This window comes from Shewanella sp. 10N.286.48.B5, assembly GCF_002874355.2.
Taxonomy (GTDB): domain Bacteria; phylum Pseudomonadota; class Gammaproteobacteria; order Enterobacterales; family Shewanellaceae; genus Shewanella.
The window spans coordinates 2,440,470-2,465,126 of the sequence record NZ_MCVG02000001.1; the positions used below are offsets into that span (position 1 = coordinate 2,440,470).

General features: G+C 41.9%; 20 protein-coding genes and 1 pseudogene. 14 read left to right on the forward strand and 7 right to left on the reverse strand.

Annotation, left to right across the window (positions count from 1 at the left end; all coding sequences use genetic code 11):
• Nucleotides 1-8 precede the first annotated feature (8 nt).
• Nucleotides 9-1,637: an eicosapentaenoate synthase subunit PfaD gene (gene pfaD / locus BCU57_RS10395; RefSeq protein WP_102437546.1), complete on the forward strand. Its 1,629-nt coding sequence runs from the start codon at nt 9-11 to the stop codon at nt 1,635-1,637.
• Nucleotides 1,638-1,684: 47 nt separating this feature from the next.
• Entirely contained in the window at nt 1,685-1,942 is a 258-nt protein-coding gene (locus BCU57_RS10400; RefSeq protein WP_102437548.1) for a hypothetical protein, read from the forward strand.
• 908 nt (nt 1,943-2,850) lie between these two features.
• Here BCU57_RS10400 and BCU57_RS10405 read toward each other — a convergent pair.
• Nucleotides 2,851-4,554: an FAD-dependent oxidoreductase gene (locus tag BCU57_RS10405; RefSeq protein ID WP_102437550.1), complete on the reverse strand. Its 1,704-nt coding sequence runs from the start codon at nt 4,552-4,554 to the stop codon at nt 2,851-2,853.
• A gap of 331 nt (nt 4,555-4,885) precedes the next feature.
• Here BCU57_RS10405 and BCU57_RS10410 point away from each other — a divergent pair, with 331 nt between their 5' ends.
• Nucleotides 4,886-5,305 (forward strand): YeeE/YedE family protein, encoded by a 420-nt coding sequence (locus BCU57_RS10410; RefSeq protein WP_076537249.1) that lies wholly within the window; start codon nt 4,886-4,888, stop codon nt 5,303-5,305.
• The gene (locus BCU57_RS10415) at nt 5,298-5,720 is read left to right on the forward strand and encodes a YeeE/YedE family protein (RefSeq protein ID WP_198589356.1); all 423 of its coding nucleotides are present in this window, start codon (nt 5,298-5,300) and stop codon (nt 5,718-5,720) included. The genes BCU57_RS10410 and BCU57_RS10415 overlap by 8 nt, the downstream gene beginning before the upstream one ends.
• A gap of 135 nt (nt 5,721-5,855) precedes the next feature.
• Here BCU57_RS10415 and lgt read toward each other — a convergent pair whose 3' ends face one another.
• Nucleotides 5,856-6,653, reverse strand: a complete 798-nt coding sequence (gene lgt, locus BCU57_RS10420; RefSeq protein WP_102437553.1) for a prolipoprotein diacylglyceryl transferase — start codon at nt 6,651-6,653, stop codon at nt 5,856-5,858.
• Nucleotides 6,654-6,934: 281 nt separating this feature from the next.
• Between lgt and BCU57_RS10425 the strand changes: the two genes are divergently transcribed.
• The 6 genes and pseudogenes from BCU57_RS10425 (at nt 6,935) to BCU57_RS10450 (ending at nt 13,336) form a co-directional block, all read left to right on the forward strand.
• Nucleotides 6,935-7,498 carry an isochorismatase family cysteine hydrolase gene (locus tag BCU57_RS10425; RefSeq protein WP_102437555.1) on the forward strand — a complete coding sequence of 188 codons (564 nt, stop codon included), beginning with the start codon at nt 6,935-6,937 and terminating at the stop codon, nt 7,496-7,498.
• A 294-nt stretch (nt 7,499-7,792) separates the two neighbouring features.
• A complete protein-coding gene (locus BCU57_RS10430) occupies nt 7,793-9,268 on the forward strand; it encodes a CotH kinase family protein (protein ID WP_102437557.1) in 1,476 nt (491 codons plus the stop codon).
• 306 nt (nt 9,269-9,574) lie between these two features.
• A complete protein-coding gene (locus BCU57_RS10435; RefSeq protein WP_102437599.1) occupies nt 9,575-11,164 on the forward strand; it encodes a methyl-accepting chemotaxis protein in 1,590 nt (529 codons plus the stop codon).
• 106 nt (nt 11,165-11,270) lie between these two features.
• Complete coding sequence (locus BCU57_RS10440) at nt 11,271-12,140, forward strand: DMT family transporter (protein ID WP_102437559.1); 870 nt, start codon at nt 11,271-11,273, stop codon at nt 12,138-12,140.
• Between the two features lie 204 nt (nt 12,141-12,344).
• Nucleotides 12,345-12,539, forward strand: a pseudogene (locus BCU57_RS10445) (IS3 family transposase); the annotation flags it as partial.
• 236 nt (nt 12,540-12,775) lie between these two features.
• Nucleotides 12,776-13,336 carry a CBS domain-containing protein gene (locus BCU57_RS10450; RefSeq protein ID WP_102437561.1) on the forward strand — a complete coding sequence of 187 codons (561 nt, stop codon included), beginning with the start codon at nt 12,776-12,778 and terminating at the stop codon, nt 13,334-13,336.
• Nucleotides 13,337-13,561: 225 nt separating this feature from the next.
• On the opposite strand, the gene BCU57_RS10455 is transcribed toward BCU57_RS10450, so the two are convergent.
• From BCU57_RS10455 to BCU57_RS10465, 3 genes are all read right to left on the reverse strand, one after another.
• Nucleotides 13,562-14,521, reverse strand: coding sequence for a GGDEF domain-containing protein (locus tag BCU57_RS10455; RefSeq protein WP_102437563.1), 960 nt, complete (start codon nt 14,519-14,521; stop codon nt 13,562-13,564).
• A 168-nt stretch (nt 14,522-14,689) separates the two neighbouring features.
• A complete protein-coding gene (locus BCU57_RS10460; protein WP_102437601.1) occupies nt 14,690-15,328 on the reverse strand; it encodes a fumarylacetoacetate hydrolase family protein in 639 nt (212 codons plus the stop codon).
• 140 nt (nt 15,329-15,468) lie between these two features.
• Complete coding sequence (locus BCU57_RS10465) at nt 15,469-15,897, reverse strand: ATP-dependent zinc protease (protein ID WP_102437565.1); 429 nt, start codon at nt 15,895-15,897, stop codon at nt 15,469-15,471.
• A 230-nt stretch (nt 15,898-16,127) separates the two neighbouring features.
• On the opposite strand from BCU57_RS10465, the gene BCU57_RS10470 reads away from it, so the two are divergent.
• The 4 genes from BCU57_RS10470 (at nt 16,128) to BCU57_RS10485 (ending at nt 21,780) form a co-directional block, all read left to right on the forward strand.
• Entirely contained in the window at nt 16,128-16,799 is a 672-nt protein-coding gene (locus BCU57_RS10470; protein WP_102437567.1) for a DUF2461 domain-containing protein, read from the forward strand.
• 183 nt (nt 16,800-16,982) lie between these two features.
• The gene (locus BCU57_RS10475) at nt 16,983-18,662 is read left to right on the forward strand and encodes a phosphoethanolamine transferase (RefSeq protein ID WP_102437569.1); all 1,680 of its coding nucleotides are present in this window, start codon (nt 16,983-16,985) and stop codon (nt 18,660-18,662) included.
• A gap of 129 nt (nt 18,663-18,791) precedes the next feature.
• Nucleotides 18,792-20,192 carry a BamA/TamA family outer membrane protein gene (locus tag BCU57_RS10480; RefSeq protein WP_241903490.1) on the forward strand — a complete coding sequence of 467 codons (1,401 nt, stop codon included), beginning with the start codon at nt 18,792-18,794 and terminating at the stop codon, nt 20,190-20,192.
• A gap of 193 nt (nt 20,193-20,385) precedes the next feature.
• Nucleotides 20,386-21,780, forward strand: coding sequence for an RsmB/NOP family class I SAM-dependent RNA methyltransferase (locus BCU57_RS10485; RefSeq protein ID WP_102437573.1), 1,395 nt, complete (start codon nt 20,386-20,388; stop codon nt 21,778-21,780).
• 433 nt (nt 21,781-22,213) lie between these two features.
• Here the strand turns inward: BCU57_RS10485 and cysC are convergent, their stop codons facing one another.
• Both cysC and BCU57_RS10495 read right to left on the reverse strand, forming a co-directional pair.
• Nucleotides 22,214-22,852, reverse strand: coding sequence for an adenylyl-sulfate kinase (cysC, locus tag BCU57_RS10490; RefSeq protein WP_102437575.1), 639 nt, complete (start codon nt 22,850-22,852; stop codon nt 22,214-22,216).
• A 73-nt stretch (nt 22,853-22,925) separates the two neighbouring features.
• On the reverse strand, nt 22,926-24,653 hold the full coding sequence (locus BCU57_RS10495; protein WP_102437577.1) for an SLC13 family permease: 1,728 nt from the start codon (nt 24,651-24,653) through the stop codon (nt 22,926-22,928).
• Between the last annotated feature and the right edge of the window lie 4 nt (nt 24,654-24,657).

Genomic DNA, 24,657 nt, shown 5'->3' on the forward strand with positions numbered 1-24,657 from the left:
GATTAATAATGACAATTAGCACTCAAAACGAAAAGCTATCTCCATGGCCTTGGCAAGTTGCCCCAAGTGATGCCAGCTTTGACCCTGCCGCTATCGGTAATAAATTAAAAGAGCTTTCCCAAGCTTGTTACTTGGTGAGCCATCCTGAAAAAGGCTTAGGGGTTTCTCAAAAAGCCCAAGTGGTCACAGAAAGCATTAGCAGCGGCCAAGACTTACCTGTCAGCGCTTTTGCACCCGCACTTGGCACCCAGAGCTTAGGCGATAGTAACTTCCGCCGTGTACACGGGGTTAAATACGCATACTATGCTGGCGCAATGGCTAATGGTATATCATCTGAAGAATTAGTTATCGCCCTCGGTCAAGCGGGCATCTTATGTTCGTTTGGCGCTGCGGGCTTAATTCCTTCACGGGTAGAGCAAGCCATTAACCGCATTCAAGCGGCGCTGCCAAACGGCCCATACATGTTTAACTTAATTCACAGCCCAAGCGAGCCAGCCCTTGAGCGTGGTAGCGTTGAGTTATTTTTAAAACATAAAGTACGCACCGTTGAAGCATCGGCTTTCTTAGGCTTAACACCGCAAATTGTTTACTACCGCGCGGCAGGTTTAAGCCGTGATGCTAGCGGCAATGTGGTTGTTGCTAACAAAGTTATCGCCAAAGTGAGCCGCACCGAAGTCGCGATTAAGTTCATGCAACCTGCGCCAGTTAAAATACTGCAAAAATTGGTTGATGAAGGCTTAATCACCCCCGAGCAAATGGAGCTAGCTCAGCTTGTTCCTATGGCTGATGATATTACTGCAGAAGCTGACTCTGGCGGTCATACCGATAACCGACCTTTAGTGACGTTACTGCCGACTATCTTGGCCTTAAAAGACAAGGTACAAGCTGAATACAACTACAACCCGCCTATTCGTGTCGGTTGTGGTGGCGGCGTGGGTACCCCTGATGCCGCGCTGGCGACCTTCAATATGGGCGCAGCTTATATTGTTACCGGCTCTATCAACCAAGCGTGTGTTGAAGCAGGCGCCAGTGAACATACTCGTAAACTGCTTGCCACCACTGAAATGGCTGACGTGACCATGGCACCCGCTGCGGACATGTTCGAAATGGGCGTGAAACTGCAAGTGGTTAAACGCGGCACGTTATTCCCGATGCGCGCGAACAAGCTTTATGAGATTTATAGCCGTTATGAGTCAATTGAAGCGATTCCAGCAGAGGAGCGTGAAAAACTTGAAAAACAAGTATTCCGTTCAAGCCTTGATGAGATTTGGGCAGGAACAGTGGCGCATTTTAACGAACGCGATCCTAAGCAAATCGAACGCGCACAAGGTAATCCAAAACGTAAAATGGCGCTTATTTTCCGTTGGTACCTTGGCCTTTCAAGTCGCTGGTCGAATTCAGGTGAAGTTGGCCGTGAAATGGATTACCAAATTTGGGCAGGTCCAGCACTTGGCGCGTTCAATGAATGGGCAAAAGGCAGCTATTTAGATGATTATACCCAGCGAAATGCGGTAGACTTAGCAAAACACTTGATGCACGGCGCAGCTTATCAAGCACGTATTAATCTACTGACCGCCCAAGGCGTAGCAATACCAGTAGCATTACAACGTTGGAGCCCGCTTGATCAGGTCAAGTGATTAAGTGCTGTAATCAAGCTAAGACAATTTTCATATAGGTAGCGGTAATGAGCGAAACACAAAAACTGGATTTTTCAGCGGTAAATGGCACCACACAAGAGTCATTTATCCAACAAAAGAACTTGATAAAGCGCATGCTGAAAGGCAACAGCGCAGAATGCAGTGAATGTAAAAAACCGCTCACGCTGCAATTACCGCCTAATACTAAAAAGGCGAAGCCGACAGACAAAGCACCAGGAATATATTGTGCCAAAGGTTGTACTGATATAGAACTGGATATGGAAGCAGTGGCGTTGTTGAAATAACCTTTAGTTATTTCGGGTTTAAAGCTAAAAAGAAAAGGCATCGAAAGATGCCTTTTTTGTTGGTTTTTTTAGGTTTTAACATCTGGCTGGAGTTGGGGATTGCATTTAAGCCCCAATTACCTGCCGTAGGGGCAGTATAAGATACAAATATCACGATCACATGGATGTGAAAGGTCAACCTTTCGTGTAAGCACAGCTGTGACATTTGTGTATTCATATCCATCAAATGACGAATCTAAGGCTGTAGTCCATTCGCTTATAATAATTAACTTTATTAAAAGCCATGATTTGAAGTAACTGATAATTGTCAAAAACGCACAATTATCCTTGTTGTTTAAATTAATGTTTTAAAAATTCAATGTGATTTAAGTACAGTATTCAACACTATTTTATGTTGCTGTGGGTGTACTTTATTAATAAAAAAAATAGATTCACAAGCGTGACAACATAGCTTATCCCACTCTTTATACTTAAAGTTTCTTTCCCAAAAAGTACGATGAATCTTATAAAAAACGGTTTCTTCTTTACAGCATGGACATAACTTTGAGTAATTCATCATGTTTACCTAAGGTTTAAAAGTATGTAGCCACCTCCTTGTTCTCAAGGTACTTTCACCATGGGGTGTCGCAGTTATTATCTTCTAGGCTCACATACATTATTTAGCTTGCTACAGCTATAAGCCGTAACCTACAGCCTTTAAAATAAGCTAATTCAGCTTACAAGTGGTAAATTTAAATGATTAAGTTGAATTTCAATACTAAAGTTTTAGCCATTGAATTACTGAGCACAATAACTAATTAGAAATAAAAGCATATTCAACTTATCTCAGGACGGGACAGTTAACTTAAAAAAAAGCCTGCAAATTACTGCAGGCTTTTTTAATAACAACTAAAAATTAAAAAAAGCTTTTATGCTTTAGCAAACTTATAGGTGCGGTAACCGCCGATAAGGTTTCGGGCTTTAAAGCCGTTATTCACCAGCTGACGATAAGCGACGTTACCGCGCAGGCCTACTTGACAATAAATGACGATTTCTTTGTCTTTTGGTAATTCGCTCATGCGTTGACGCAGTTGATCTACAGGGATATTAATCGCGCCAGCGATACAGCCACCCGCTTCAAGCTCGCCTGGGTTACGGACATCTAACAATAGTTGATCTGCCGATAAATCATCCATTTCTTCAAAATGTATCGCGCTTGCATCACCTTTGATAAGGTTATTGGCTACAAATGCCGCTTGGTTGATGACATCTTTAGCGCTGCCATAAGGCGGTGCATAGGTCAGTTCAAGGTCTTGTAGCTGTTCAACTGTCATACCGGCACGTTGGGCAACCGCCATCACATCAATACGTTTATCGACCCCATCTTTGCCCACTGCTTGAGCGCCAAAAATCTTGCCTGTTTTAGGGTCAAATAGCATTTTAAACGAGACAATTTCTGCGCCTGGGTAGTAGCTTGCATGGCTTGCGGTATGCACATACACTTTTTGGTATTCAACGCCATCACGCTTTAATTGCTTTTCATTTTGACCTGTTGAAGCAACTGCAAGGTCAAAAATCTTACAAATTGCGGTGCCTTGTGTACCCTTATAGGTTTCATTGCGGCCAAGCATATTATCTGCTGCCATACGCCCTTGGCGGTTAGCTGGCCCTGCTAGCGGCACTAAGGTTTGCTTACCAGTCACAAAGTCTTTGTCTTCTACTGCATCACCAACGGCATAAATATCTGGATCACTGGTTTGCATGTTTTCATTGGTATAAATACCGCCTAAATCGCCAATTTTTAAACCCGCTTCTTTAGCAAGTTTGGTTTCAGGTCGAACACCAATGGCCATAATAAGAATATCAGTCTCTAAGGACTCACCATTATTAAGGCTAAGGCTTAACTTACCTTGCTTGTGTTGGTGGGCTTCATTTTCGCCCGACTCAATACTTAAGATATGATCGCAAGGAGTAAACTCAACAGCTTCAAGTGCTACTCCAAGTTTTAAATCCACACCTTGCTGGCGAATTTCAGCATGAGCAAATCCTGCCATTTCACGATCAACAGGAGTCATCACCTGCTCGGCCATTTCAATTAAAGTGGTTTTTATCCCTAGTTGATGAAACGCTTCCATCATTTCTAACCCAATAAAGCCACCGCCAACCACTGTTGCGTGCTCGGGTTTATTGGTTTTGATGGTATTAAGAATGCGATCCATATCTGGGATATTGCGTAACGAGTGCGTCAGCGGATTATCAATGCCAGCAATAGGCGGAACAATGGGGCCAGCACCTGGGCTAAGTAACAGCTTGTCATAAGTTTCAGTGTATTCATTGCCACTGATCAAATCTTTTACCGTGACCGACTTAGTTACGCTATTGATTGCAGTTACTTCATTCATGACGCGAACATCAACGTTAAAGCGTGCCAAGAAACTTTCTGGCGTTTGTAGCAATAGCTTGCTTCTATCTTTGATGTCACCACCAATATGGTAAGGCAAACCACAATTGGCGAACGATACGAACTCGCCTCGTTCAAACATGATGATTTCAGCATCTTCACTAAGACGACGAGCACGCGCTGCAGCTGATCCGCCACCCGCTACACCACCGATAATTAAAATTTTTGACATGACTCTCTCCCGTTACAACCGATTGCTGAACTGAAATAACTGTAATGGCAACTTAGTGTTTTGCGACGATGTCGTCTGCCATACTTTTTATTCATCGTTCTATATAGTCCACATATTGAATAAAACACATTATCCATAAGTTTTTTCTAATGCACAACTAGTTAAACAAAATTTCATAAGATTAGATTTTATTAATATACCCGCTCTTGTATACTGCTCTAAAACCTTGCTTTAACAATGGCTTGTGTGAAATTAATGCTGCGCGATAGCGTTAATTGTTACCACACTGACAATTAGGTGTTACAGCCGTTAAATTATATTGGAGTGTTGAATGACAGAATTCACCCCTTGGAGTGCCTTATTTGGCGGAATGCTATTAGGCCTTTCGGTAACCATGCTCATGCTATTGAGTGGCAAAACAGCCGGGATCAGTGGCATTTTAGGCGGCATTTTTGGCGCTAACAACAAAGACAGAGCATGGCGAGTGGCTTTTGTTATCGCCATGGCTGCCAGTTTATTGTTTGACCCTTTAATGGGCCTTCACACTGCCGCTTTACCTGACTATTCATTAACTTGGTTATTAGTTGGCGGGTTAGCTGTCGGTATTGGTACCCAACTCGCTAATGGCTGCACTAGCGGCCATGGTATTTGCGGCATAGGTCGCCTATCAATGCGCTCAATGATTGCCACTGTGATATTTATGTTAAGTGCGGCGTTAGTAGTGTGGTTGTCTGGAGGTGTGCATGTTTAAGGTCTTAGTAGGGTTAATCACCGGGCTGTTATTTGGCTTAGGTATGAATATTTCGCAAATGGTAAACCCTTACAAGGTGCTTAATTTTTTGGATGTCACCGGCAATTGGGATGGCAGCTTAGCGTTTGTTATTGGTGGCGCACTATTGGTATTTTTGCCAAGTTATCATTTTTTAATCAAACCCCGTACTCATGCCGTTAATGGCGATGAAATGCCAACGACGCCACAGGGGCTTACACCTAAGTTAATTATTGGCTCAGTTATTTTTGGTCTTGGCTGGGGAATGGTAGGCATTTGCCCAGGACCTGCGGTGGCAAGTTTGTTACGCGGTGAGTCGGCGATTTACTGGTTCATGGCCAGTATGCTGCTTGGCTACTACGGTAGTAAGAAGATCTCTTGGCCAATGAAAAGCTAGTCCCCTTAAGAAACGCAGTAGGACCTTGCGCGATTAAGCTCAAGTGAGCGCTTAGCATTTTGCAGCACCAAAATATCTATCCCTTTTTGAAAAATGCCAGCGATATAATCGCTGGCATTTTTTTATCGCTGAAAGCTAACTGACTGAAGCATCTGGCAGCTTTTTCATATAAGCCATAACCACTAACCCTAGCCCCAATAGCACAAATGGCACGCTAAGCATTTGCCCTACACTCATACTCCAATCTTGGGCAAAGTCAGCCTGTCTTACTTTTACAAATTCAATTAAATAACGTGAGCCATAAACCAACGCTAGAAATAGCCCTAATAATGCCCCTTGTTTTTGTTTTATCTCAGTAAAGCGATATAGCAGCCACATTAGAATAAATAGCCCTAAATAGGTGATTGCTTCATATAATTGCGCCGGATGACGTGGCAGCATATCAATACGCTGGAAAATTATTCCCCAAGGTTTATCTGTTGGCACCCCGACAATTTCTGAATTGGTAAAGTTGGCCATACGGACAAAAAAGCAGAAAATCCCCGTAGCAATGGCAATGCGATCCATCAAGAATAAAAACGGTAACTGTACCTTGCGTTTATAAAGGTACATGGCTAATAACACGCCGACCGTGCCGCCGTGACTGGCAAGCCCGCCTTTCCAAATGGCAAATATTTTTAAAGGGTTGGCAAAGTAATAGCCTGGCTCATAAAATAACACGTGCCCTAATCGCGCACCTACAACAATGCCAACTACGCAATATATGACTAAATCATCCAGTGACTCGAGATCAAGCTCTTCAAGCACATAAATGCGCCTCATAACCAAAAAACCACTGATAATGGCGGTGGCAAACAACACGCCGTACCAATGAATTTTTAGCCCCATAAACGACAACATAACAGGGTCTAAATTCCAAACTATATGCTCCAAAATCGATGCTCCATATCGGATTGAACAATAAACATGCTAACAAGAGTATTACGTGCTTCTAGGTGGTAATTCAAGCAGTTATTATTCATGGCTTTGAGTTAGCAGCAAAATCATCCTTATCCCAAGTAAAGTTATTTTCCGTTACTGCTGTCATTTATCACCAAAAACCAACGATACTGCCGACTCAGTGATGCTAGCCCTTGTCCGTTAAGCTATGATGGTATATTGGGTGTATTTGATCCTCGTCAGTCCAAGCCGCTTAACAACTAGGAGCTATCGTTATGAGTATTACCACCATTGATACCCAAACAGCCTTGATCGTAATCGATTTACAACAAGGGCTGGTGACATTAGATACTTGTCATCCCATCGAAGGTATTATCGAGAATAGTTGTAAGTTAGTGTCGTTATTTCGCTATGCCAGTTTGCCCATTGTATTAGTTAATGTTGATGGCATCGCTCCTGGGCGCACCGAACAAGTCAGAGTGCAGCAACAAAAACCAGAAAATTGGAGCCACTTGATTGATGAGTTACAACCTCAGCAAGAGGATTTACAGTTAACCAAAAACACTTGGGGCGCTTTTGCTTCAACTGAGCTGCATAAGTACTTAGCATCATTAAAAGCCACCCAAGTAGTCATTAGTGGTATCGCCACCACCATGGGAGTAGAGTCAACCGCAAGACAAGCATTTGAGCTGGGCTACAATGTCACCATCGCTACAGATGCCATTACTGATTTTAATATGGATGTTCATAACAATAGCGTTAACTCTATATTCCCAAAGCTGGCTGAAACCGGTACCACTGCAGATATTGTCGCTAGAGTTTCTACTGACCACGCCTAGTCTTAACTGACCACGTATAGTCTTAACTGACAACGAGTAAGCACTAGGTTAATAATACAGTCCCATCGTTTTAACCGCTTTCAGCCCCCTAAATCCATAGGTGATTGTAGCGATTGACTGCGCTGCTTCACTAACGACCAACAAAATGGTGCCATCAAGGCGGTTCAATCAAGACAGTTCAATAAAACTACTGCTTTGTTCCACCCTTTCTGCACCAGTTCTGCACTTTAATTGATTACCCTAACCTGACAACAACCTTGTGTTAACAACAAGTATCATCATCAGGAGTTTCTTATGCTCAATATTGCTTGCTTTTCATCGACTCGATTAACCGGGATCCCCTTAAAGTTTTTATTACTCGCAAGCCTTAGCTGTGGTTTATTACTTTCAGGTTGCAGCGGTAACGACGAAACCACAGAGCCCGAAGACACCACACCTGAAACTGGCATTATCATTCCAGAAGAGGATTACAGTGACACAGATTTTGAGACCATTGATTGGACTGATGAGACTCACAGTAAAAATGTCGATCCTAATTTTGAAGAAGTATTCAGTGATACTGAAGTCAAACGCTTAGATTTTGTGGTTACCGAAGACCGCTGGAATAGCATGCTCGATGATATGACGAACACCTACGGCAGTTTTGGCACATCTTCAGGTTCTAATAGTCTTCTAGATAGCGATGAAAACCCAATAATGGTGCCTGCGGATATCTATTATGAAGGCAAGCAATGGTATCGCGTTGGGATCCGCTTTAAAGGTAACTCGTCGTTGCAATCAAGCTGGCAGAACGGCGTGCTTAAGTTGTCGTTTAAGTTAGATTTTGATGAATTTGAAGATGATTACCCCCAAATCGATAACCAACGCTTTTATGGTTTCAAAAAGTTAAGCCTGAAAAATAACTATGATGATGAGTCACTTTTACGTGAAAAAGTCGCTGCTGATGTCTTTAAAGATGCGGGCCTTGCAGTATCACATACCGCTTTTTACACCTTGTATGTTGATCATGGTGACGGCCCTGAATATTTTGGCTTATATACGCTGGTTGAAGAAGTCGACGATACTGTGATTGATAGCCAGTTTGCTAGCGATGATGGCAACCTATATAAACCAGAAGATGATGGTGCCATGTTTATTGAAGGCACATTTAGCCAAGACAACTTTGAGAAGAAAACCAATGAAGATGATGAGGATTGGTCAGATATCCTCGCATTATTTGACGCCTTACATGACGATACTGCCAGCACTGACCCACAAACCTGGCGCGCAAACCTTGAAGCGGTATTTGATGTGGATGTGTTCCTTAAGTATTTAGCCGTAAACGGGGTGATTCAAAACTGGGACACCTATGGCCTAATGCCGCATAATTTTTACTTATACAACGACCCAGATACCGCAAAACTCACCTGGATCCCATGGGACAATAATGAAGCCTTACAAGATGGCAAAATGGGCGGCGCTCTAGCGTTAGATTTTGCCGATATTAATTCAAACAGCTGGCCACTGATTGCTAAAATTTATGCCGATGACACTTATCGCGATACCTATAACCAATATTTACTCACTGTAATTAATGATGCCTATGAAACGAATAAAATGCAGGCGATCTACAACAGTTACTCAGCATTAATTGAGCCCTATGCCACCACTGAATTGTCAGGTTATTCATTCTTAGAAAGCTCAAGTGACTTCTATCGCGCTATTGATGAGTTAATCGAACATGCAGAAAATCGCACTGAGGCCGTGGTTGATTATCTTGATAAGCAATAGTGATTTCTGAAGCTTTAAATTGTTAATCTATTTATTGCAAAATTCGGTCTAAGCAACAAATTAGGGAATGACAAAAGACCTGAGGAAAGTAATTCCCCCTTTTGGCTGCTTAGCTGTTTTATCTCACTTGGTCATTTTGCCCTTGTAATAATAAGACACGGTGAAACAGATTAATTTTAAAGTTAACATATTGAAATGCTAATATTTAAATCTTAACAATAGATCATAAATACTTGACCGCTATCAATTTATCCATAATGCAGCTCAGGCAAAATGTAGCCACTTTTATATCCTCTAATGGTTACCATGCGTATAAATCAACCTATTATAAATAGTGAGCGAGCACTCACCAACAACTGCATTCTGTTGTCGACCACCGACCTTAAAGGAAACATTAAATACGCCAATCAAGAGTTCATCAACATCTCAGAATTTAGCGCAGATGAATTACATGGGCAGCCCCATAATATTGTTCGCCATCCAGATATGCCGCCCCAAGCATTCGAGTCTATGTGGCAATGTATTAACTCCGGAAAACCTTGGGTTGGTATCGTCAAAAACCGTACTAAAAGCGGTAAATACTACTGGGTTAATGCCTATATCTCGCCAGTATATGAAAATGGTGAAATACATGAATTTCAGTCAATTCGTCGTAAAGCAACCAAAGCCCAAATTGCGACTGCAGAAAAGGTTTATCAGCAACTCAATGATGGCATAGCGCCAAAAGAACTCGCTAGTCCCATCATGAGTTTTGTCGGCAAGCTAAGTTTATGGGCAATGTTTATCTTGTTAATCAGCACAATTGCCACCAGCATGATTTCAACTCCAGCCCTTAGCATTGCGGCCGCGACAATCTGCACTATTGTCGCAGCACTAGGCATAAACTACCTTTGCCACCCCTTGAAAGCGTTAATGGTTAAAGCCACTACCATTATTGACGACCCCATTGCCTGCGGCATTTTAACCGGTAGCCGAACTGACATAAGCAAAATCGATTTAGCATTAAATTACTTAATCACTGAAACCGGTGGCGTCGTTGGCCGCATGGCTGATTCAGCCACATCAATTAGTGAACAAAGTGAGCAACTTAATCAGACTATTATTGATACGCGTGAGCGTGCTCAAAGCCAATGCCAGCAAACTACTCAGGTCGCCACAGCCATGGAGGAAATGACCACCAGCTTTACTGAAGTCAGTGATAACACCAATAACACAGCTCAAGAAATTACCCGTAGTCATAACGCTTCCACATTAGGTCAGGAACGTATGGTGAATGTAGTTGCTGCCATTAGTAAGTTAAGACAAGAAGTGACCCATTTCTCAACCATTGTTGAATCAATTGAACATGACAGCCATGCTATTTCAACAGTACTTAGTGAGATAAAAGGCATTGCTGAGCAAACTAATTTGTTGGCGCTTAACGCCGCCATTGAAGCGGCTCGAGCGGGGGAATCTGGTCGAGGTTTTGCCGTAGTGGCTGATGAGGTGCGTCAATTGTCGATGCGAACTACTGAGTCCACCACTCAAATTGGTAGCATTGTGAGCAATTTTCAGCAAAGTACCCAAAGCGCAGCTAAAGCTATGGATGCAGGTCAGGCACAAGCAGATCTTTCAGTGAAATTAGCAGAGGATGCCGATAGCGCTTTTGATCAGTTACGCGCCTCGTTAGATAATATTCAGGCGATGGCAGAAATGAATGCCACCGCCATGAGCCAACAAGCCTCGGTAGCCGAAGATATCAGTCAATCCATCGTGGTGATTAATGAGTTATCCAATACCAGCTTAGCGCAAACAGACCAAGCTAAAATCAAATGTGAGCAAATGACTCGTTTATCCAATAAAACGGCCAACTTGTCGAAGCAGTTTTGGCAACAAAGCGTTCAAAGGGAGCATTAATTCCCATAGAGCAAAGTCGCTATTTAAAAAGCACGATGTGAAAAAGTCGCTAGAATTAACACTAAAGGGTCGAGTTTTCGCCCCTTTTTTCATTTAAGGTTTACATATGTTTAAGTCGGCGCGTCCCCATATCCAAATGCTATTTTTCACCTTCATCATTGCGATGACTTTTCCTGTAGGCAAGCAATTAATGCTTGAGGTTCCACCAATGATTGCCACTTGGCTTAGATACGTTATTGCTGCCTCATTATTTGTGGTCCTATTAATTGTTACTCGGCGCTTTAATTTACCTAGCGCTAAAAGCCTATTGCGTTATGCCTTAGTATCCTTGCCCGCACTGGGTTATTTTTCTGCCATGTTTAGTGCCTTAACTAAAACCTCGGCCTTTGCCACCAGTGCACTCTCCACTGCGCTGCCGTTAATTACGGCTGTATTAACCATGCTAATTTATAGAAAGGTGGGTAAGTTAAGCCATTGGTTAGCACTTATTGTCGGCTTTAGTGCGTCACTTTTTTTAGTCCTGCAGCAATCGAATGCTAACTTGGATTTTGAATGGAACACAGGTTACAGTCTGTTTATGCTGGGCTGCATTGCTATGGCAGCTAATCCTCTGGTCATAAAAGCCTGCTATCGACAAGAGAACTTTATGGTATTTACTGGCTGGAGCCTAATCGCTGCCGCGATTATATTATCGGTTTGTTTAACCCCACAGATAATCGACTTCAACTGGCAACAGGTCTCTGGCAATGCTTGGTTGGCGTGCTTATACCTTGCTGTTTTTGCCACTGCGATTAGCTTTTTCCTGTTTCAAAAAGCCAGTGTAAAATTAGCACCGCAACAAGTTTCAGCTTATATTTTTCTAATCCCGGTGTTTGTATTAATGACAGGTGGCAATATCGATGTTAACTGGATTTATACAACCATTGCCATGCTACTGCTTAGTGCGGCAATGTATTTACTGATGCGAAAGCAATAAGGCATCTTTATAGCGCTATTCGCGTTAAGTGTTGGCCTTAGGTCGTAGCACATTCCAACGTAGCTGTTTTTAGGTTTGTAAAAATGCCTGTGTTGTATTTCTGTGTCGCCATACTTTGTTGATAGCCGTTGTCTTGCAACAGCAGCACTTAGTTTGTGGAGTGGAGTCAGTAGTGTCATAGCTAATTTGGCCACCTAGTTAGAGATGATATCATCACCTCATAAGTTAACAGGTGACACTATGAGCAACGTACAAGAAGACTTTTTCGCGCAGGGTTCAAACTTGAATCTTCTCAATTTAGTGCTAGCTCAAAATTACTCAATTGTTGAAGCTGCTCAAACCATGAGTGTAGGCAAGCCAACCATGGATAAATGGATTCGTCAATTTAGAGAGGTTCGACATTAACACAAGTAGGCACACACCACACATAAAAATCACAACCACAACAATGGCTTAACCAATATTAAATGTCATTCATGTACTTGCCTTACATGTTTAAGCAGCGCTATTCTTACTGCCTAAGGTTATGGTTTTTTTGATGCCCCTCAATTTTAAACGTCGCACCAATCCTGAAAGTTAGCCAACGCTATATTCAGTTACCAGATCTACTTATTTTAATGTAACGGAGTTAGCCAATGAGAAATTTACAACTATTCAGCACCGCATCTGTCGATCACTTACTATGGTCAACCAAAGTTCAAGTTGCACATATGGACTCACCTGCATTAGATATTTTTACTGACTTTGATGTTGCCCGTCCAATCGTAGTTGATGCGTCAACCACTGCGGTAGGCACAGGTAAAATCATGGAAAAAACCCATGCTTATATGCGACTTGTTATTGATAAGGATGATAAATTCCTTGGTGTGGTTACCATGCAAGAGCTCTCACATCATAATTTATTAATGACAGCGAAAAAGCTAGAACACAACATTGATGAAGTGCTAGTGACTGATGTCATGGTAAAAAGAGAAGATCTTCAAGCGTTTGACTATGATCAAATTGCCACTGCAAAAGTCAGCGATGTGGTACGTATTTTAAAAGAAAACAGCTTGCACCATATGTTAGTGATTGATCACGAACTTCATCATATTCGCGGTATTATTGCAGCTAGTGACTTAGCAAGAAAACTAAGTGTGCCAATTGAAATTCATCAACGCCCTTCATTTAGCCAGATTTTTAACACTGCCGGCTAGAGAAATCTGCGGTGAATTAACTCTGAGAATGATACAAATTCAATCTATAAGCCTTACTCTACAGGCTTATAGATTTAACATTCTAGATCCATATATTCAGATAAACCCAAATTGTACTTATACCATCGCCCAAACCGTATCCAGTCAACCTAGTGAACTACCCCCGCAACTTTCGCTTCGCTCGGATCACGGGGATCTCGACAGATATTGATAAAGACACCATAATTAAGCCACTTCAAGTGTAAATTCAATGCAGCAATTTTTGCCCTGCTCTTTGGCGCGATAAAGCGCACTATCCGCTTTTTCAATAAACTCTCTGGCCGTTGTATCAACATCTGGCGTCATGGTAACAAAACCCACACTCATTGTGACTACGGGCTCTACCCCATGAAAATGAGGGATACTTAACTCAAAGACACTTTTACGAATATCTTCTGCCAGTGCAGCCGTATCTACATTTTCGCCATAACAAATAATGGCAAACTCTTCGCCACCATAGCGGCACACCACATCTGTCGAACGGCTGCATACTCGGGCAATACACTGAGCCACTTTTATTAAGCATTGATCGCCCTGATAATGACCCAAACTATCGTTGTAAGCTTTAAAGTAATCAATATCACACATGATTAAAGAGACATTTTGATGCTCTCTTTTGGCTAAGTTAATAACAAAATCTAATTGAGAATCAAATTCTCGGCGGTTATTAAGCCCAGTTAAACTATCTATTTTCAATAGTTTAAACAGTTCTGCACTGGTGCGTTCACACTCAATTACTCCAAATAAAATGATTGCGTTGCCTTTATCATCACGCAGTACCGCCCTTGCTTTACTGGTAAAATAAAGTACATCGTCAACGCGACTGTCGTAGTAAGGAAAACGATTATTAAACTCTTCGATGACACCGTTTGTTAATTTAAGATAATCATCGCGGATCTTGTTGGCTTTTTGGGAGTCTTTGATAGCAATATTTTGATTGTAATCACCAGCAATGGGACAGGTTTTTTTAACGCTGTGATGATTTAATTGTTTATCTAAAGCAAACATGTCACACATACTATCGTTGCAATAGTAGGTATTACTGTCTTCAGATAAATCGATTAACCACCATGACACACCAGAGAAATTGAACAAGTTTTGATATAAATGATAATACTTTTCTATACAGGAATTAGGAAATGTCATATTTAATTAGCCGCTCATTTATAGCTAATTTATTAGCCTGATAACAGACTAACTTTCCTTTTAGCAGGATTTAAGATAAAGGTCTTTCGCTAAAAGTATAGACCTTAAAATCAAAACTTCCTCTTTAAGCTTTCGCGGCTAAGCATCAGATTACTATCTTGAACAAAACTATTTAGCCAACCATTGCTGGGTTAGCAAAGGCGTATTGTTCGACATGTAAGCCTCAATTGAATGACTATCCTGGTACTCTTTTCCTGCCCATAGTTTAATGGTAAAAACATCACCAGCATTAACCATTCCCACACCTTTTGGGGTACCGGTCATCACAATATCACCGTCTTCTAAACTGATAAATTCAGTTAACGATTGCTTAATGGCAGATGTGCTATACATCATTAAGTCGCTGTGACCCACTTGGATAACTTTTTCGTTGATTGATAATTGAAAAGCCCACTTTTCGCAGGCTGATTTACCTAATGAATCAAGGGGAATAAAGTCACTGAATAGCGCCGAGCCGTTAAAGGCTTTTGCCCGTTCCCAAGGTAGTTGCTGGGTTTTGAGGCTAGATTGCAGTGCTCGTTTGGTTAAATCTAACCCCACACCTACAGCTGAAAATTGGTTATTTTTCATGACAAAACATAACTCAGTTTCGTAATGAATAGGCTCTTGTTGAAAGGCTATAAGCTCTGTTGAGATGGCCGAATTGGGTTTTAAAAATACCACCATATCTGCAGGCATCTCATTGCCCAGCTCTTGGATATGATCGACATAATTACGACCAATACAGACGATTTTAGAAGGCGTCATCTTTACAGGGCTTGTATTAGAAATAGCAGCTAAAGCCGAAGACGATGAGCTAACGGTTGGGTTGATGATTGATACGGAATGTAAAGCCACGATAAGTCCTTATTTTATGACTCAGTTTTGTGAATAAAAACCAATTTAAATTAAGCGCCAAGCAAGTATGATGCGGATGAATCTACCAAAAATCTTCCTGATAATGCCCTTCTGCCCAGCAGCATTCTAAATTGCATATTGTCACGAGCAGTCAATGTCAGCTCAATATCAAAATGATGCTCACCAATGATAATCGGCGTTTTTATCACATAACGGCTGGTTATATGTCCGCCAGAATCTTTGACATTACGACGATCAAACACCGCAAACTCACACACAACTTCACGCAGCGACTTTTGCTGAGGATGAAACCACACTTTAATCCAATCTTGGTCATTTTTTATAAAGGGTTCAATTTTAAAAGCATGTAAGCATGATGTTTTGGCGCCGGTATCAATTTTCATATTGACCCGTTCATTAGCAATTTCTGGAAATGTGGCCCATTCACACCAACCAAGCACTTGTAACGATGTCGTCATGGTAAACCTTTAACGTTTTCTGTTTAATCCCAAGGCTAGACTATCAATACTGCAATAATTAGCCTTTGACAGTGCATAGCGCTAGCTTAATATAAGCCTTTCTGATACTTAACCCTAGCTGTTAATAGATTGAATTTAACCTTAATCTATATGATTGAACAAGTATTTGAACTAATGGTTATCATATGCCGTTATGAGACAATGAATGATTAAGACTAATAAGGCAGCCAATGTATTCTCAACAAAGCTTTAATTTTTTAAGTCAGTTAGCTGATAACAACAACCGAGAATGGTTTAAGCAACATCAGCAAACCTATGAAGATTTGGTGCGCACCCCAACCCTTAAGTTTATCGAAGCCATGCAAGGGCCCATCCTCAGCTTATCGCCAAGGCTGACTGCAGTACCTAAAAAAGTCGGTGGCAGTATGATGCGCCCTCAACGAGACAGTCGATTCAGTAAAGATAAAAGCCCTTATAAGCTTAACGTCGGTATTCAGTTTCGGCATTTTCAAGCAAAAGATGTCCATGCCCCGGGCATATATTTACACCTTGCCAATGATGGTTGTTTTTTAGCGGCAGGAATATGGCATCCTGAATCAAAAGCCCTCAATGCCATTCGTCATTGTATTGATGAAAACCCTAACGGTTATAAAAAGGCTTCGGTACAATTAGCCGCAGCTGGGTTTGAGTTATCTGGGGACCGTTTAATAAGACCACCGCGTGGATTTGATAAAGATCATCCATTCATTGAAGAATTAAAGCGCAAAGATTTTATTGCCATCAAACCTGTCACCATTGAGCAAGTCTGCGCTGATAATTTTGTTGAGTTCTGCGCTGAAGAGTTCAAGCATACCATCGGTTTAATGAGCTATTTATGCTTTGCCTTAGACTTAGATTTTTAGTGATAATGACTTATATCATCGTGATAAAACGGCCGTGGATAGAGTTTGCTTTAAAGAGATAAACATTCGCCGCTAAACGAGACTAACCAAGACACTGAAAACCGTGTCGGTGAATTAGCGGACGACTATCCAAATTTCAACTAGTATAAAACTAGAGACTAACATCACCAGCAGGCATTTAATATGACAGCATTCTCGCGCCTATATTCTGCCATTAACCCAAAAGAACTCAGCAAAGAAACGATGATAGTGCTGATGGCGCTGTATTTTGCGCTGGTGATTAACTTTGGGCTTATCCAACGTATTTTTCAATTATCAGCTGATAGCCATTTAGTGTTCTCTCTTACGCCGGCGCTCGTACTCTTGGGCATTTTTATCATTGTTTTTTGCTTATTTTCGTCTCGGTTTATCTTTAAACCCTTACTGACAATCTTACTGCTCACCTCTGCAGCAGCCATGTATGGCACCATGAAATACCAGGTGTATTTTGATTACGCCATGATTGAAAATATCTTTGAAACCAATACTGGCGAAGCCCTGTCCTATATCAGCACCACGTCTATTTTATATATCGTGGTGTTTGGACTAATTCCAACCATATGGTTGTGGCGAGTGCGCCTAACGCCATCACAAAGCGTAGTTAAATCCTTAATGAGACGCTCAACATTAGTGGTTGTAGGCTTAGGTTTAATAGGAGTCGTGCTGCTAGGCTTTTATAAGGACTATGTGTCCATGGGGCGAAATAATACTTACCTTAAAAAAATGATCATACCCGCCCATGCTTTCAATACGGTAAAATATCTTTATAAAAACAACTTTGTCACCCCCTTGCCCTATACCGTTAGAGGCCAAGATGCACGCTTAATCGATACCAACCCAACTAAGCCAACTTTATTTGTACTGGTCGTCGGCGAAACAGCCCGCGCTCAAAATATGGCTTATTACGGCTATAGTCGTAACACCAATCCATACACTGAAAATTTAGACTTCATTATTGTTAATAACGTCAGCTCATGTGGCACCGCGACCGCGCATTCATTACCTTGCATGTTTTCCGATCTCACTCACGATAATTATAACCGTGAAAAAGCACTGGCCAGTGACAACCTACTAGACATTATTCATACAGCAGGCGCAGAAGTGGTGTGGCTTGACAATGATGGCGGTGATAAACATCTGGCAGCCCATGTGATTGAGTTTAATATTCCGACTGACTCAAGTGATGACTTGTGTGACGGTAGTAGCTGTTATGATCAAGTACTGGTGCGCGAGTTCGCTTCACATATCGAGCAGAGATTAGAAAACAAGCAGCAAACCTTAACCAATCAATTATTGATATTGCACACTATAGGGAGCCATGGGCCAACCTATTTCAATCGTTACCCTAAAGATAAGCAGCATTTTAGCCCCGCCTGCGAGCGCAGCGATCTTGAAAATTGCAGTGATGAAGAAATCATCAATGTCTATGACAATACCTTAGTTTATACCGATTATATTTTGTCAGAAATCGTAAAACTATTAGAGCTATATGCCAGCGATTATGAAGTGGCAATGATGTATATCTCTGATCATGGTGAATCACTAGGTGAAAGCGGCATGTATCTTCATGGCACCCCTTATGCCTTTGCGCCAGCAGAGCAAACCCATGTGCCTTGGTATCTATGGTTACCAGAAAGCTACACCCAGTCAAAGCAACTCGACCGTCAATGTATCATCACGCAAGTGAGTCAGGGGACACATTCCCATGACAATTTGTTTAATACGCTTATCGGCTTGTATGGCGTCGATACCCATTTACTCGATACTTCGCTTGATCTTAGCCATTCTTGCAAGCAAACAACTGAGCTTTTGGGGACAAAATAGCATTTAGTGATAGCGATTTAATCTCTGCTATCACTCGTCGCCCTCAAACTAGTCGCAATAAATATGGCCTAAATTAGCCGCCGAATTAGATTTTTAATCAACTTCATCTATATTTATCTAATAAATAAAATGATTAACTATCAGCCCGTTAATTACGTACTCACCGACAATGTTAAAGGCTCACGGATGATAAAAATGCGCTTTTCCCGAGCTTCGACTCGATACTATTTCACCGCCCTTTTGGCCTTTTCACTATTACTGACGCAATCTTTTGCCCATAGCGCGCCAAAGAATATCAAATCCATCGTTAATCGCGCTGAGTCCCCAAGGGTTGGTACCGAAGAGCTGATACTCCCCTTCGCTTTCAGCACTGACTCAATGGGATTAAACTTAGGCATTGGCACTATGGTCAGTGGTTATGGACAAGAACAAATGACGATTGGCGCTACTGTCTATGGTGGCGATGTCAGTTACGGTGTTGGCGCAGGAATTTGGAACTTTAAAATACCACGAACCGAACGCTTCTTTTTAAGTGCCGTTGGCTTTGTCGGTTATTATCCACAGAAAAAAGCCTACGCAGGGGGCACCTTAAATTATACCCCTGCAGGCACACCTATCCCTGGTAGTAATGACTCATCAAATGAACAGTTTTTACAAGCTGATGGCTCGTCAAACTGGTGGAATATACAGCTTGAATACACCCTACCCATTGGCGCAACACGTGATAAAGGCCAAGTACACTATGAACTAACCCGCGGCTTGCTGAGCTCAAAACCCTCTGGCGGTGACAGCTGGAATCCGCTTGAGTCTGGAGCCACAGTGGCGACACTGAAACAATTTAACCGCTTTGAAACCTTTGAATTTGAAGACGGAGAATTAGATGGAGCCGTTCATGCGATGAGTTTAGGACTGCTTTATGATAATACCGACTTTTCACGAAACCCCAGTTACGGCAGTAAGCAGTTTGTCGCCATTTCCCATGATGCGGCTTGGCTAGATTCTGATAATCAGTGGACATTTATCGAATTTGAAGCCAGTAAATACTTCTCTTTTGGCGCCTCCGACTGGGCATCCCAGCGTATATTAGCGTTAAATTTTTGGACAGGTTACTCGCCCTCATGGAAGCTTGAGTATAACGACGAAGGAGGCAGGCGGATCACCAATGATGCCCCTTACAGCGAAGGCGCAACACTTGGTGGTTTTTATCGAATGCGCGGTTATGACAACAGTCGTTTTCATGATAAAGCCTCCATATACGGCACTGCAGAATATCGCTATACCTTCAAAAACAACCCCATCGAAGATGTAAACTGGCTTAAATTTTTACGTCTAGATTGGTTTCAATTGGTGGGCTTTGTTGAAGCTGGCCGCGTTGGCGAGGCTTATACCGCCAATGAATTATTAACCGATTTGAAATTTGATTACGGCGTTTCTCTTAGAGCATTAACCGCAGGGATCATTGTAAGGTTTGATATCGCCCAATCAGATGAAGCCACCAATGCTTGGGTGATGGTAGACCACCCATTTTAATAGAGCTGTTTACTAAATTGTCTTTTATCCACAAAATGGAAGGCGACTAATCTAAGGATTAGTCGCATTTGAGGTCACATACCTTGATTTAACCGCTGTTGACCTTGCAACCACGGATTTAACAACAGTAGCAGTCATGGTAAACTGCAGCACTATTATCCCCATTGCGCTGCAAAGCCAACCTGAGTGAGTCATGGAACCAGTTAATCAACCCCATCTTCAAGCTAATACTCCCGCAGAAAAAAGAGCATTAAGCTACTCTGCCACCATCAAAAAGTTATTCGATGAAGTATTAGACACCAAAATGCCTGCTGATAGGATTGTGGCAAACTACTTCCGTGAGCACAAAAAGCATGGCTCAAAAGATCGCCGCGTGATCCGCGAAACCTTATTTGGGCTATTTCGTTGGTGGGGCTGGCTAAAACAGCTGGGTTCTCAGCATGAGCAACAAACTTGGTATCAAATGCTCAGTACTTGCGCCTTACTTGAGCAGCATCAATGGCGTCCGTTTGCAGATGCGTGGCAACAATTTGGCGGCTTAAGCCCCGAACAAGTCAGCTTGATAAATCAAACCATTGACGCTAATGATGTTGCTAACTCATCTAATCCGCAATCAAGTGCAAACTTTGATGTTAGCCATAAAAATAGCCTTATGGGCCAGTTATTCACGACCATTGAATTTGCTGAAACTCAACTATTACCCGATTGGTTTTGGGCGCTATGCACCATTGATGATCAGCAAAACAAACTAAAATTGATTGAAGCCATGAGTAGCCGTCCTCCCATTTGGGCAAGAGCGCAGCGCATTGATACAGCATCAGCTGTTACCACATTACAAGCAGCTGGTATTGATGCCCTAGCCAATGAATACTTTACTGATGCATTAAGCCTTGGCAGCAAAAGCATTAACCTCAATGACGTTGATTTATACAAACAGGGCAAACTTGAAATTCAAGATTTAGCCTCGCAAGTTATCGGCAATGTCTGTCAGCCTTTAGCAAACGAGCAATGGTGGGACACCTGTAGTGGCGCGGGCGGTAAGACATTACAGCTGCGCTCATTGATGCTGCAAAATGCCGCCTCAAACAACAATACAGCAGGTACTATTACCTCATCAGATATTCGTTCAAAAGCCCTAGAAGAGCTTAATAAGCGCGCTAAACGGGCAAACTTTGACAGCATTACTGTGACGCGCTGGAAAAGCGATGCTTTACCGGTAGCCAAAGCCCATTTTGATGGCGTACTGGTTGATGCCCCATGTAGTTGCACTGGCACATGGCGCAGAAACCCAGATATGCGCTGGATAGATGAGCCAAGCTGTATCGAAGATAAACCCGCACTGCAGTTAGATATTTTAACTCGCAGTTCAAAGGCGGTAAAACCAGGCGGCAAACTCGTCTACGCAACCTGCTCATTATCACCGCTTGAAAACGAACAAGTGGTGCAGCAATTTTTACAACACAATAGTGACTTTGAGTTGATCACCAGCGTACACCCATTTACCCAAGCTAAGCTTGAGCATATTACCGTATGGCCCTTTGAAGCCAATAGTGACGGCATGTATGTGGCGAGAATGATGAGAAAGTAATGTCCCTATTTATCAATAAACGATGACAATAACTATTATCAAAAAAGGCCTTCACAAATATTTGTGAAGGCCTTTTTAATTATTCAATGGCAGCACTCAATAGCAGTACTGTACGCCCGTATTAAAATTTTATAAAAATATGGTTATCATGAACGGTTACAACTCAATAGTTTAATAATTTTCTGAGGGCGGATATCGTTTTCTTATAATAAAGTTTGTTACTTTAGTGTACCGCACTTGTTCAAGCTCTCTGAATAGCAGGAATAATTTTTAGGCACACTTTGCATCCTTTATATTAATGCTTTTTGAGCCGCTTCAATATTTTTTACTCTAGCCATAAGCACCATAGGATCAAATGTGGATTCTTTGAAGCCAAACCTTGTGTAAAAATCTTTGGCTGAGAAGTGCTTTCTACCATGCTTAAAACCAAGCCTTACGATAAGTAACCGTTATCTGTTAAATAGCTAATCACTTGTAAAGCGCACTGCTCAATATCTTGCTCTGCGGTCTTCACATGAATTTCAGCATTCGTCGGCGCATCATAAGCTGAGTCAATGCCGGTGAAGTGTTTAATCTCGCCCGCTCTGGCTTTTTTATATAACCCTTTAGGGTCGCGTTGTTCGCAAATCGCTAACGGGGTATCAATAAAGATTTCGATGAATTCATCTGCTGCCAACAGGCTTCGCACCATGTCGCGATCAGCTAAAAAAGGCGAAATAAAAGCAGTAGACACAATCAGCCCCGCATCGACAAATAGCTTGGATACTTCACCAACCCTACGAATATTTTCAACTCTATCAGTATCAGTAAAGCTTAAGTCACCATTTAGGCCATGGCGAACGTTATCACCATCGAGCACATAGGTTTTACAGTTTAGATCATGAAGCATTTTATCAACTGCATTGGCAATTGTAGATTTACCAGAGCCACTTAACCCTGTGAACCATAAAACGGCAGGCTTATGACCATTTAGCTTAATGCGCTGTGCCCGAGACACACTTGCCAAGTGCCAAACAACATCTGTTGACTTGTCACCAAGCACATTAACGTCTTGGTAGGGTGTATTTGACATGATTATTCCTTGTTCACTTTTTAGTTCTGTTAATACTGACAAATATTATGTTTTTATTGTTTAAAGCTGCCCATTAAAACGGGAAAAATATTGGCACGCTGATGTTCACGATTAAGCCGTAAACAATACTGACGGGCAAACCGACTTTGACAAAGTCTTTTAGCTTATATTGCCCTGCATTAAACACCATTAAATTGGTTTGATAACCGTAAGGGCTAATAAAACTGCCACTGGCAGCAAATGCCACAGTCATCACAAAAGGTAAAACATCCACCCCAAAACCGAGCGCCAAACTATAAGCAATGGGAAACATTAGCGCTGCAGCAGCATTGTTGGTCACTAATTCAGTCATCAACCATGTGAGAATATAAACCATAATCAAGGCAATATAAGCATGCTCTTTATCGACACTCTGATTAACCACATCACCAATTAATTCGACAACGCCAGCATTAACCAATGCATGGGAAAGTAAAATGGCAGAGGCGACGATGAGCCAAATATTGACCGGTAATCGGCGCATCACTTCATTGACGTTAAGTGACTGACTAAACACCAGTAGCCCTAATAAAATCACTAAGCTTTCAAGTAAATCAATGACCCCAAATGCGGCAAGGGCTATTGAAGTTAAAAAGCCACCGACAGCTAACCATGCCCTCCAGCCGTTAAGGCGTATCTCAGTTTCGACGCCGCTAAGCACAATAAAGTTTTTGCTTAAATTACGTCGAGATTTAAAATCCTCACCGACAGATAACACTAAAAAGTCACCCGCTTGTAACTCGACTTCACCAAGTTTGCCAGAGACATTTTCGCCATCTCGGCGAATCGCCACCACGGCGGCATCAAATAGTGCTCTAAAGCCGACTTTCTTTAGTGTTTTTCTCACTAAAATACTTTCTTGCTTTACCACCACTTCAGTGAGATTTGAGCCTTTTAAATCATTTTTATGGGCAAATGTTTCAAGCCCTGAAAACTGGCCTAATTGTCCTAGTTTTGCAATATCACCACTAAAAATAAGTCGATCATCTTGTTGTAACACTTCTGTTGGCGCGACCGGGGTGATTAACCTTCCCTTTCTAACGACCTCAACTAAAAATAATGACTCTAAATGCCGTAAACCATTGGCCTCGACAGAGCGGCCAATCAGCTCTGAGTTTTCAATGATTTTTGCATCAATAAAATAACCTTTATTACCATCAAGTGTCTGTTCATTTTCTGGCAAAAACCTGACACACACAGCTAACACGGCCCCGCAACAAATCACCAGTATTAAGCCGATAGCGGTAAAAGAGAAAAAGGCTAATGAACGCCCTTCAACATCAATATACAGGCTATTAACAATCAAATTGGTTGAGGTGCCAATTAAAGTCAGCGTGCCACCGAGAATTGCCGCGTAGGATAAAGGCAATAATAATTTACTGGCAAAATGATGCGGGTTATTACGTATTGGCGACAAAAGCGTCGCCACCACCGCGGTATTGTTAAGTAGCGCAGAACAAATCGTGGTGACACCAAACAGCCGTAAAAAAGTGGCTTTATAGCCAACAACAATCACTTTTGAGGCAATAACTCTCAGCAATCGGGTTTTCTCTAACCCGAAAGAGCAAATGATTAATAGAATGAGTGTGATTAACCCAGGGTTAGCAATACTCGATAATAATTGCGCTTTAGACACCAGCCCAAGTGCAACTAAGGATAATAAGGTCACACCGCACACAGCAGCAGGTCGACTTTGAAATTTTAATAAACCACAAATCGTTAGTATGAAAATACTTATTGTTAAGTATGCATCTGTAGACATAAAT